The sequence below is a fragment of the Pseudomonas sp. B26(2017) genome (assembly GCF_002113045.1).
Classification (GTDB): domain Bacteria; phylum Pseudomonadota; class Gammaproteobacteria; order Pseudomonadales; family Pseudomonadaceae; genus Aquipseudomonas.
Genome location: NZ_NEJJ01000002.1, coordinates 458,939 through 469,581 on the forward strand (window position 1 = coordinate 458,939; position 10,643 = coordinate 469,581).

Annotated in this window: 9 protein-coding genes; 6 read left to right on the top strand and 3 right to left on the bottom strand. The window is 62.0% G+C overall.

Annotated elements, in window-relative coordinates; translation table 11 throughout:
• The first annotated feature begins 59 nt into the window (after nt 1–59).
• The 4 genes from CAF79_RS05160 (at nt 60) to CAF79_RS05175 (ending at nt 4,176) form a co-directional block, all read left to right on the top strand.
• Nucleotides 60–1,157 (top strand): polyamine ABC transporter substrate-binding protein, encoded by a 1,098-nt coding sequence (locus CAF79_RS05160; protein WP_085696931.1) that lies wholly within the window; start codon nt 60–62, stop codon nt 1,155–1,157.
• 72 nt (nt 1,158–1,229) lie between these two features.
• Entirely contained in the window at nt 1,230–2,372 is a 1,143-nt protein-coding gene (locus CAF79_RS05165; protein ID WP_085689847.1) for an ABC transporter ATP-binding protein, read from the top strand.
• A gap of 35 nt (nt 2,373–2,407) precedes the next feature.
• Nucleotides 2,408–3,289: an ABC transporter permease subunit gene (locus tag CAF79_RS05170; RefSeq protein ID WP_234206559.1), complete on the top strand. Its 882-nt coding sequence runs from the start codon at nt 2,408–2,410 to the stop codon at nt 3,287–3,289.
• Nucleotides 3,286–4,176, top strand: coding sequence for an ABC transporter permease subunit (locus CAF79_RS05175; protein WP_085696933.1), 891 nt, complete (start codon nt 3,286–3,288; stop codon nt 4,174–4,176). Before CAF79_RS05170 ends, CAF79_RS05175 begins: the two co-directional genes overlap by 4 nt.
• A gap of 142 nt (nt 4,177–4,318) precedes the next feature.
• On the opposite strand, the gene CAF79_RS05180 is transcribed toward CAF79_RS05175, so the two are convergent.
• On the bottom strand, nt 4,319–4,960 hold the full coding sequence (locus CAF79_RS05180) for an HD domain-containing protein (RefSeq protein WP_085696934.1): 642 nt from the start codon (nt 4,958–4,960) through the stop codon (nt 4,319–4,321).
• A 190-nt stretch (nt 4,961–5,150) separates the two neighbouring features.
• On the opposite strand from CAF79_RS05180, the gene CAF79_RS05185 reads away from it, so the two are divergent.
• Complete coding sequence (locus CAF79_RS05185; RefSeq protein ID WP_085696948.1) at nt 5,151–6,116, top strand: GlxA family transcriptional regulator; 966 nt, start codon at nt 5,151–5,153, stop codon at nt 6,114–6,116.
• 7 nt (nt 6,117–6,123) lie between these two features.
• Here CAF79_RS05185 and CAF79_RS05190 read toward each other — a convergent pair whose 3' ends face one another.
• Both CAF79_RS05190 and CAF79_RS05195 read right to left on the bottom strand, forming a co-directional pair.
• On the bottom strand, nt 6,124–8,535 hold the full coding sequence (locus CAF79_RS05190; RefSeq protein WP_085696935.1) for a penicillin acylase family protein: 2,412 nt from the start codon (nt 8,533–8,535) through the stop codon (nt 6,124–6,126).
• Between the two features lie 103 nt (nt 8,536–8,638).
• Complete coding sequence (locus tag CAF79_RS05195) at nt 8,639–9,217, bottom strand: DUF6436 domain-containing protein (protein WP_085696936.1); 579 nt, start codon at nt 9,215–9,217, stop codon at nt 8,639–8,641.
• 359 nt (nt 9,218–9,576) lie between these two features.
• Here CAF79_RS05195 and CAF79_RS05200 point away from each other — a divergent pair, with 359 nt between their 5' ends.
• Nucleotides 9,577–10,530: an alpha/beta hydrolase gene (locus CAF79_RS05200; RefSeq protein ID WP_085696937.1), complete on the top strand. Its 954-nt coding sequence runs from the start codon at nt 9,577–9,579 to the stop codon at nt 10,528–10,530.
• Nucleotides 10,531–10,643 lie beyond the last annotated feature (113 nt).

A 10,643-nucleotide genomic window follows, 5' to 3' on the forward strand; every position in this document is an offset into this window, starting at 1 on the left:
ACCGTGACTGTCATGCAGCACGGGGCAACTTGGGCCCAACTAAATCAGAGGACCTCCACTTGCCTATTTTTTCTTCTTTGCGCAATGCCTTGCTGGCTGCCGCCGGCCTGACGTTCGCTGTCGGTGCCCAAGCCGCCGGTACTGTGCATATTTATAACTGGTCGGATTACATCGGCGAGACCACTCTGGCCGACTTCCAGAAAGAAACCGGGATCAAACCGGTCTACGACGTGTTCGACTCCAACGAAACCCTGGAAGGCAAGCTGCTCGCCGGGCGTACCGGTTACGACGTGGTCGTGCCGTCGAACCACTTCCTCGGCAAGCAGATCAAGGCGGGCGCGTTCCAGAAGCTCGACAAGGCGCAGTTGCCGAACTATTCCAATCTCGATCCGGTGCTGCTCAAGCGCCTGGAGCAGAACGATCCGGGCAACCTGTACGCCGTGCCGTACCTGTGGGGCACCAACGGCATCGGCTACAACGTCGACAAGGTCAAGGAAGTCCTCGGCGTCGACAAGATCGATTCCTGGAGCGTGCTGTTCGAGCCGGAGAACATCAAGAAGCTGCACAGCTGCGGCGTGGCGTTCCTCGATTCGGCCGATGAAATGATGCCGACCGTGCTCAACTACATGGGCCTGAACGCCAACAGCACCAATCCAAAGGATTACGAGAAGGCCACGGCCAAGTTGCTGGCGGTGCGTCCTTACGTGACCTACTTCCATTCTTCGAAATACATCGGCGACCTGGCCAACGGCGACATCTGCGTGGCCATCGGTTTCTCCGGCGACATTTTCCAGGCGAAGAACCGCGCTGAAGAAGCCAAGAAAGGCGTGAACATCGCCTACTCGATCCCGAAAGAAGGTGGCGCGCTGTGGTTCGACATGCTGGCGATTCCGAAGGATTCGGCCAACGTCAAAGAGGCCCACGCCTTCATCAACTATTTGCTGAAACCTGAGGTGATCGCCCAGGTCAGTGATTACGTCGGTTACGCCAACCCCAACCCGGGATCGGACAAGCTGATGGAGCAGTCCATCCGCACCGACGAGTCGGTTTATCCACCGCAGGCCGTACTCGACAAGACCTACGTGTCGATCGAGCTGCCGCCGAACATTCAGCGTTTGATGACCCGCAGCTGGACCAAGGTCAAGTCGGGTAAATAGCTTCAACGTACAAACTATCCTGGGTTCGTCTTGCGTGGGCGAACTGCACTCTTTTTTCTGGGAGTTTTGTAAATGGCAGTTGCCTCCGGCGCCTATAAGAAAGCCCTCGAGGGCGATCAGACACCGAAACAGGTGCTGGTCAAAATCGACCGGGTCACGAAGAAGTTCGACGAGACGGTTGCCGTGGACGATGTGTCCCTGGAAATCAAGAAGGGCGAGATCTTCGCCCTGCTCGGCGGTTCGGGATCGGGCAAATCCACTCTGCTGCGGATGCTGGCAGGGTTCGAACGGCCCACGGAGGGGCGCATTTTCCTCGACGGCGTCGACATCACCGACATGCCGCCGTACGAGCGACCGATCAACATGATGTTCCAGTCGTACGCCTTGTTCCCGCACATGACCGTGGCGCAGAACATCGCGTTCGGCCTCAAGCAGGACAAGATCCCGGCAGCCGAGATCGACGCCCGCGTGGCCGAGATGCTCAAACTGGTGCAGATGAGCCAGTACGCCAAGCGCAAGCCGCACCAGTTGTCCGGCGGCCAGCGTCAGCGTGTGGCGCTGGCGCGTTCGCTGGCCAAGCGGCCGAAACTGCTGCTGCTCGACGAGCCGATGGGCGCACTGGACAAGAAACTGCGTTCGCAAATGCAGCTTGAGCTGGTTGAGATCATCGAGCGCGTGGGTGTGACCTGCGTGATGGTGACCCACGACCAGGAAGAGGCCATGACCATGGCCGAGCGCATCGCGATCATGCACTTGGGCTGGATCGCCCAGATCGGCAGCCCGATCGATATTTACGAAACCCCGACCAGCCGTCTGGTCTGCGAATTCATCGGCAACGTGAACATCTTCGAAGGCGAGGTGATCGACGACGCCGAAGGCCACGCGACCATCACCTGCAAGGACCTCGACCGGCAGATCTACGTCGGCCACGGCATCAGCACCTCGGTGCAGGACAAGTCCGTGACCTACGCGATCCGTCCGGAAAAACTGCTGGTCACCGCCGACCAGCCGACCTGCGAGTACAACTGGTCGAGCGGCAAGGTGCATGACATCGCCTACCTCGGCGGTCACTCGGTGTTCTACGTCGAGTTGCCGAGCGGCAAGCTGGTGCAGTCGTTCGTGGCCAACGCCGAGCGCCGTGGCGCACGTCCGACCTGGGGCGATCAGGTCTACGTGTGGTGGGAAGACGACAGCGGCGTGGTACTTCGCTCATGAACATGCGCAAATTCAAACGCCGGCTCAATCGAATAATTCCCGGTGGCCGTCAACTGGTCATCGGGGTCCCGTTCATCTGGCTGTTCCTGTTCTTCATGCTGCCGTTCTTCATCGTCCTGAAGATCAGCTTCGCTGAAGCGGACGTGGCCATCCCGCCGTATACCGAGATCTACACCTACGCCGAACAGAAGCTGCAACTGCTGCTGAACCTGGGCAACTACGCGATGCTCGGCGACGACGAGCTGTACATCGCCGCCTACCTCGGCTCGCTGAAAATGGCGTTTTTCAGCACGTTGCTGTGCCTGTTGATCGGCTACCCCATGGCCTACGCCATCGCCAGCGCCCGCAAGGAAGTGCAAACGGTGCTGGTGCTGCTGATCATGATGCCGACCTGGACCGCGATTCTGATCCGCGTGTATGCGTGGATGGGCATCCTCAGCAACAACGGTCTGCTCAACGGCTTCCTGATGAGCATGGGCTTGATCGACGAGCCGCTGCAGATCCTCAACACCAACCTCGCGGTGTACATCGGCGTCGTCTATTCGTACCTGCCGTTCATGATCCTGCCGCTGTACGCCAACCTGGTGAAGCATGATCCGAGCCTGTTGGAGGCTGCGTCCGACCTGGGTTCGAGCACCTTCAACAGCTTCTGGAAAATCACTGTGCCGTTGTCCAAGAACGGCATCATCGCCGGCTGCATGCTGGTGTTCATCCCGGTGGTGGGCGAGTTCGTGATCCCGGAACTGCTCGGCGGCCCGGAAACCCTGATGATCGGTAAAGTGCTCTGGCAAGAGTTCTTCAACAACCGTGACTGGCCGGTGGCGTCCGCCCTGGCGGTGGTGATGCTGGCGATCCTGATCGTGCCGATCATCCTGTTCAACCGCAGTCAGGCCAAGGAAATGGAGGGTAAAGAATGAAGCGCTTCCGTTTCTCCAGCCTGATGCTGGTGCTCGGCCTGTTGTTCATCTACCTGCCGATGCTGATCCTGGTGATCTACTCGTTCAACGCCTCCAAACTGGTGACGGTCTGGGGCGGCTGGTCGGTGAAGTGGTACGTCGGCCTGCTCGACAACACCCAACTGATGGGCTCGGTGGTGCGTTCGCTGGAAATCGCCTGCTACACCGCGGTTGCCGCCGTGGCGCTGGGTACGCTGGCAGCCTTCGTGCTGACCCGCATCACCCGCTTCAAGGGCCGCACGCTGTTCGGCGGCCTGGTCACCGCGCCGCTGGTCATGCCTGAGGTGATTACCGGTCTGTCGCTGTTGCTGCTGTTCGTGGCGATGGCGCAGATGATCGGCTGGCCCCAGGAGCGCGGCATCGTCACCATCTGGATCGCCCACACCACGTTCTGCGCGGCCTACGTGGCGGTGGTGGTGTCGGCGCGTCTGCGCGAGCTGGACCTGTCGATCGAAGAAGCGGCGATGGACCTCGGTGCGCGTCCGTGGAAGGTGTTCTTCCTGATCACCATCCCGATGATCGCGCCGTCGCTGGCGGCGGGCGGCATGATGTCGTTCGCCCTGTCGCTGGATGACCTGGTATTGGCGAGCTTCGTGTCCGGCCCGGGTTCGACGACCCTGCCGATGGAAGTGTTCTCGGCGGTGCGTCTGGGCGTGAAGCCGGAGATCAACGCCGTGGCCAGCCTGATTCTGCTGGCGGTGTCGCTGGTGACCTTCCTGGTCTGGTTCTTCAGCCGCCGTGCCGAAGAAGCCCGCAAGAAAGCGATCCAGCAAGCCATCGAAGAAGGCGCTGCGGATTCGTGGAAGCAACCGGACGTGCGCCGGGCGCCGACGCCTGAAGCGGCTTGAGCCAGTGGGGGTGATCACAACTCTGTGATCAACCCCAATCCAAACTGTGGGAGCGAGCTTGCTCGCGAAAGCGGTGTGTCATTCAACATCAATGTTGGCAGATACGCCCCCTTCGCGAGCAAGCTCGCTCCCACAGTTGGTTTTAGGCCGACCAAGGAGAACTGCGGATGACCTCGACAAAGTTCATCGGCTTGAACCCCGGCATCTGATCTTTCAGCACATCGGTTTTCACATTGCCGAACGTGGTCTGCGGACGATGCCGCAAGCCGTCGGCAAACGCGCAGATGATGCACTCCTTGAAGCCTTCGCCCCGTGGATGCGCATGCACCACTGCCTCGCGCTGCACCGTGGTGAACGCCGCGTAGTCCATGCCCAGCACATCCATCTCGACACCCGCCGTCACCAGCGCCACGGTCGGACGCAAATGCTTCGGCACCCCCGGCGTGGTGTGCAGGGCGATCGACAGCCAGACCTGCTCGATGTCGTCATCGCTCAAGCCGTATGGCTTGAGAAATTCGGCAGCTGCGTTGGCGCCATCGACTTCGAAACGCTCGTCATCGCTGCGGTGACCTTCGACCAGACCCAGGTCGTGGAACATCGCGCCGACGTACAGCAGCTCCGGATCATAGGCCAGTTGCTTGCGTTCGCCGCTCAAGGCGCCGAACAGAAATACCCGGCGCGAGTGGTGGTAAAGCAGGTCGGATTCGATGTCGCGAATGTATTCGGTGGTGGCCCGGGCGAGGGCGCTGTCGGGGATCTGGATACCGGCGATGGTCGTGGTCATGTTGAGCTTCCTAGTCGAAAACGCCGTCGTGGCGCTGATGGAGAAAGTCTGTTCCCGGGGGCAAAACCGGACAATCGATCCATGGCTGCGATCCTTGCCATTGCACCTGCAAATCGTGCCAGCTCGCTTCTGCGGTGAGGATTGGCTAGGGTTGGCGCTGATCCGTCATTCCCCGGGAGCCCACATCATCATGAACAAAACCGTCGCCATCGTGGTGTTCCCCGGCGTGCAGGCGCTGGACGTCAGCGGGCCGATGGACGTGTTCGCCGAGGCCAACCGCTTCCTGGCACCGGAGGATCATTACCGGCTCGAGGTGATCGGCGTTGAGCGCGGGTCGATGGCGTGTTCCAACGGGCTGACCCTGAGCGCGCATCGGCATTTCAGCGAAGTGCAGGAGGCTTATGACTTGCTGCTGGTGACGGGCGGGCCGCAGTTGCCGTTTCTGGATTTCGGCGAGACGTTCGATGCCTGGCTGCGTGAGGCTTGTGGACGGGCGCGGCGTTTTGGCTCGATCTGCAACGGCGCGTTCATGCTCGCCCGTGCGGGATTGCTGAACGGGCGCACGATCACCACGCACTGGAACGACGCCGAAGCACTGGCGCAGTTGTGTCCGTCGAGCCGGGTCGAGGCGGATCGGTTGTACGTCGAGGATGGCCAGCTCTACACCTCGGCGGGGGTGACGGCGGGGATCGATCTGTCGCTGTACCTGCTGGCGCGTGACTACGGGGCCGAGGTGGCGCTGAGCGTGGCCAAGCGGCTGGTGGTGTTTACCCAGCGCTCGGGCGGGCAGTCGCAGTTCAGCCCGTTTCTCGCGCCCCATGCCGAGCCGACGTCGGCGGTGGCGAGGGTGCAGCTGTACGTGCTGGCCAATCTCACCGGCGACCTGACCATCGCCGACCTGGCGAATGCGGCGAACATGAGTGCGCGGAATTTCTCCCGGGTGTTTGCGAGAGAGGCGAAAGTCACCCCGGCGGAGTTCGTCGAACGGGCGCGCGTGGATGCGGCGCGGGTGATGCTCGAAAGCACCACGGCGCCGCTGAAGACGGTGGCCTATCAATGCGGGTTTCGCGATGCGCAACACATGCGCAGCGTGTTCAACCGGCGGCTGGGGGTGACGCCGCAGCAATTCCGGCTGAATTTTGCGGCGATGGTTTGAGCGGCGCTTATTGCGCCGCTCGCGCCGGCAACAGCTTCAAGGTACTGCGCGTATTCGCGGTCACCTCTTCCTCGCTGAAATGCGCCTGCACATACATCCCGTCCACATACGCCTCCGCCTGATCGTCATAGTGACTGTCGAACGGCACGCCGCTTTGGCCGACCGGGTTGATGGTCAGGCTGTGAGCCGGATCAGCGAAGTCCACCAACCGCCGCGTCGACGGGCCGTAAGTCACCGGCCACGGCGCCGGGCCGATTTTCGCCGAGAGATTGTTCGGCACTTCGTGGGAGCCTGGTGCAGCGAACGGGCCGACGTTGAAAATGCGATCCAGCGGCTTCTGCTGCCCCAGCGGATGACCATGGGTCAACGTGTGCGCCTTGCCCCATTGCCAACCGGAAGCATCGTCGCCGAGAGTCGACTTCAGGTGCGCCATGCTCGCCTGCCACGCGGCGCGTACGGTGTCGACGCGGGTTTCCTTGGCCGGCGTGCTGCGGTTGTCCCACCACGGTGAATCGGCATTCGCCGCGAGCCGGGGCAGGGCTGCATCGATCACTCGGGTCGACAGCAGGGTTTCGAAGAAATCATTGCCCAGCTCATCACGCATCGCCGCGTCGGCAAGGTTGAACAGGAACTGGTTGAACACCGTCGCACTGACCGAATCCAGCGGATAGTCGCCTTGCCATTGGGCCAGTTGCTCGACCAGCTTCTGCTCGGCGGGATTGCCCGCCACTTCACGCAGCACCGGCAGCAACGGCGCCAGCAGACGCGGCCCGTAACCCGTGGCGGTGCCCAGTTGCAGTTTCTGGTTGGCCTCGTTGTCCCACTTCGCGTTCTTGTCGGCGAGCTGGCGGTTGAGTTGCTGGCCACGGTCGGCGAGGTTGTAGTAACCGGGGATCTCCATGCCGGTCGGCGACACGGGCTGGAAGTTGGCCGAGACGATATAGCCCCGCGCCGGGTTCTCTTCCTGCGGGTTGGCGCTGAACGGGAAGTAGCCGTCCTTGTCCGCCTGATTGCTGCTGCCGTCGAGAATGAAGCCAGGCTTCACCCCGGCCGGACGCTTGGGCAACAGCGCCGAGGCCCACCACGCGATATCGCCCTTGGCGTTGGCGTAGACGATGTTCAGCCCCGGCGCCTGCACCTTGGCGGCAGCGGCGCGAGCCTTGGCCAGGGTGTCGGCGCGGTTGAGCTGGTAGAAACCTTCGAGGATCGGGTTTGGCGTTTCGAGAAATGCCCACCACATCGCAATCGGGGTTTTCCCGGCGGCGCTGCCGAGGGCGTCGTTGACGATCGGGCCGTGGGGCGACTGGCGCAGGGTGATGGTCACCGGGGCCTGGCCTTTCACCGCGATCTGCTGCTCGGTCTTGACCATGTCGGTCCACTGGCCGCGATACCAGACTTGATCTGGGTGGTCCGGATTGACCTTCTCGGCGATCAGGTCCAGGTCATCGTTCTGGAACATGGTCAGGCTCCAGCCGAAATCCAGGTTGTGCCCCAGAAACGCAAACGGCACCAGCGCCTGATGATGGCCGTAGAGTTCAAAGCCCGGCGCCGACAGCTGCGCTTCGTACCACACCGACGGTACCGAGAAACGGATATGCGGGTCGCCGGCCAACAAGGGCTTGGCGCTCTTGCTGCGACTGCCGGCGATCACCCAGGCGTTGCTGCCTTCGAACTGCGGCAGGCCGTTATCGATCAGCGCCTGTTCGCTGACACGGGCGAGGGTGTTCAGGTCTTTCCAGTCTTCGGCGGCGAGGGCCGGCGCCATGCCGGCGTGACCCTTGGCGAGCACGCCCTTGGGCTGCCAGTCGAGGTCGAAGACGTTGAGGTAGTCGGCGCCCAGTTGATCGCGCACGTAGGTCAGCAGCGGCTCGGTGCGAAACGCGGCGGCAAAGCTGTAAGCCATGTAGCCGGCGACGCTGATGCTGTCTTCGGCAGTGAACGGCCGCTTGGGGATGCCCAGCACGTCGAACTCGACAGGGGCGGCGTGCGACTCCTGATATTGATTGATGCCGTCCAGATAGGCTTGCAGGGCCTTCCACGCCGGTGACTGCTTGTCGAGGCCGGCCACGTAACTGGCGGCGCGCTCGCGGATGCGCAGGCTGCGGAACAGTTTGTCGGTGTCGAGCAGTTTTGGTCCGAACACTTCGGCCAGTTCGCCCCGGGCGAGACGGCGCATGGCTTCCATCTGAAAGAGGCGATCCTGGGCGTGCACATAGCCGAGGGCGCGGTAGAGGTCGGCCTCGTTTTCGGCGCGGATGTGCGGCACGCCGCGCTCGTCGTAACGCACGGTCACCGAACCTTGCAGGTTGCGCAGTTCCACCTGGCCCTGACGCGTCGGTTGCTTGCTGTAGACATACCACCCGCCGGCGGCGAGCAGGACAACGATGAGCAAGGCAAGAACGGTGAAGACGCGTTTCATGGTGACTCCTTGTGCATTCGGGATTGCCGCCCGTGCGGGCTGCAAACAATTAGCACACGCTTCGTGTGCTGCGCATCGCCGTCCTTGAAATGTCCGGAATGCCTTACTTCGTCTCTGCCGGCCACGGGCAGTAGCAACCGACCGCCAGCGTATGGGTCGCATTGACCGGACGATCGTCACTCAAGGCTCGCAGGATCGGTTCGATAAAACTGTTGCTGGAATTACAGGTCAGCCCTTCGCTGTAAGGCCCGAAATACGCCAGTTTGCCGCTGCGATCCCAGATCGCTACGGCGGGGCTCGCGGGAATCTGTTCGGCGCCGGGCAATACCGCGATGGTCTTGAGATTGCTGAGCTTGGCGGGCAACTGGCCGTGGCTGCCGGCCTTCTGCACGGCAAAGAACTCGACGCCCTTGGGGCCGAACTGTTCGACCATCTCGGTCAGGTGCTGTTGATTGCCGACGTTGCACGGGCAGGCCGGATCCCAGAAGTGCACCAGACGGATATTGCCGGGGCCGGCGAGGTCGTCGGGCAGGCGCAACGGGTCGCCGGAAAACACCGCAGTGTGTTCGCTGAACGCCCGCAGGTAGCGGCCCTGAAACCAGTCGTACGCGGCCCACAGCGCGCCGGCACACACGATGGCGAGCAGGCTGGCAAACAGTGCGGTGCGGTAGTGCGGGCGCATGGATTTGGTTCCTCAGAGGCTGGGGGCGCTCTCGACTGATTTCCCCGCCGCGCCGGGTCTGCTGTTGTGCAGGGCAAGGCGCGAGAAGCGCGGTTTGGTTGTTCCAAATAAGCTTCGAGCAAAGCAGCCCTGCACAACAGCAGGCCCGGCCCTTCGGGTTGTGCCTTAAAGCGAGCCAGCCTGCGTTGCAGGCCTTGGAAAGGGAACACCATTCCCCGCGGCCTGCGCCTTGCCTGGCTCGCTTTAAGGCGACAACGCGGTGGGGAAATCAGTCGAGAGCGCCCCCAAGCTTGCCATGCTTGCTTCTACAGATGAATATCGCAGGCCGATAAAGTCCGTTTACCGTTCTGGAATTGCCCATGTCTGTTGCTTTCGATCCCGATCATCTGCGTGCGAGCCTCAAGCCGTTGGCCGAGTGGCAGCCGTTGTCCGAGGAGGCGAAGGCTTATCAGCGGTTCTACAAGACCGACTTTCCGGAGCGTGATGTCTGGCGAGGAATGGGCCGGTTCGACATTGATGGCTATCAACTGGTCAGTCATTGCTGGTGGCCGGCGGAAACGGCCAAGGCCACGCTGTTTCTGGTGCACGGTTTTTATGACCACACCGGCCTGTACCGGCATGTGATCGAGTGGGCGCTGGATCAGGGCTTCGCCGTGATTGCCTGCGATCTGCCGGGGCATGGTCTGTCCAGCGGCGAGCGTGCGAGCATCCGTGATTTCTCCGAATATCAGGATGCGCTGCAAGGCCTGTTCGCCGAGGCGCGCTCGATTGCGTTGCCGCAGCCATGGCACCTGTGCGGGCAAAGCACCGGCGGGGCGATCATTGTCGATCATGTGCTCAACCATGGTGAAAACAGCCCGGCCCAAGGGCAGTTGATTCTGCTGGCGCCGCTGGTGCGGCCGCGCGCCTGGGGCTGGTCGCAGTTCAGTTACTACCTGCTGCGGCCCTTTGTCAGGGGCATCGCCCGACGTTTCAGCGAAAACTCCAACGACCCGGATTTCCTGTCGTTCCTGCAGGCCGATCCGTTGCAGCCCAAGCGTCTGCCGACCGCGTGGGTCGGTGCGCTGTCACGCTGGATCAACCGGGTGGAATACGCGAAGAAAAGTCCGCGCCGGCCACTGATCGTGCAGGGCCAGGCGGACATGACCGTGGACTGGCAGCACAACCTGCAAGTGATGAAGTGGAAGTTCGACCGGCCGCAGATTCTGTTGCTGGCCGAGGCGCGGCATCACCTGGCCAACGAGACGGCGGAAATGCGCGAGGAGTATTTCGAGTTCTTGAGCAAGCGGATCAAGGGCCGGAATCACTCCTGATCCTGATGGCCCCTTCGCGAGCAAGCTCGCTTGTATGCTGGTACTTGAAGGGAGGAGGAGGGACAAGGCTCGATTCTGACTGTTGGCGCAGTACAGATCCGTGGGAGATTTCG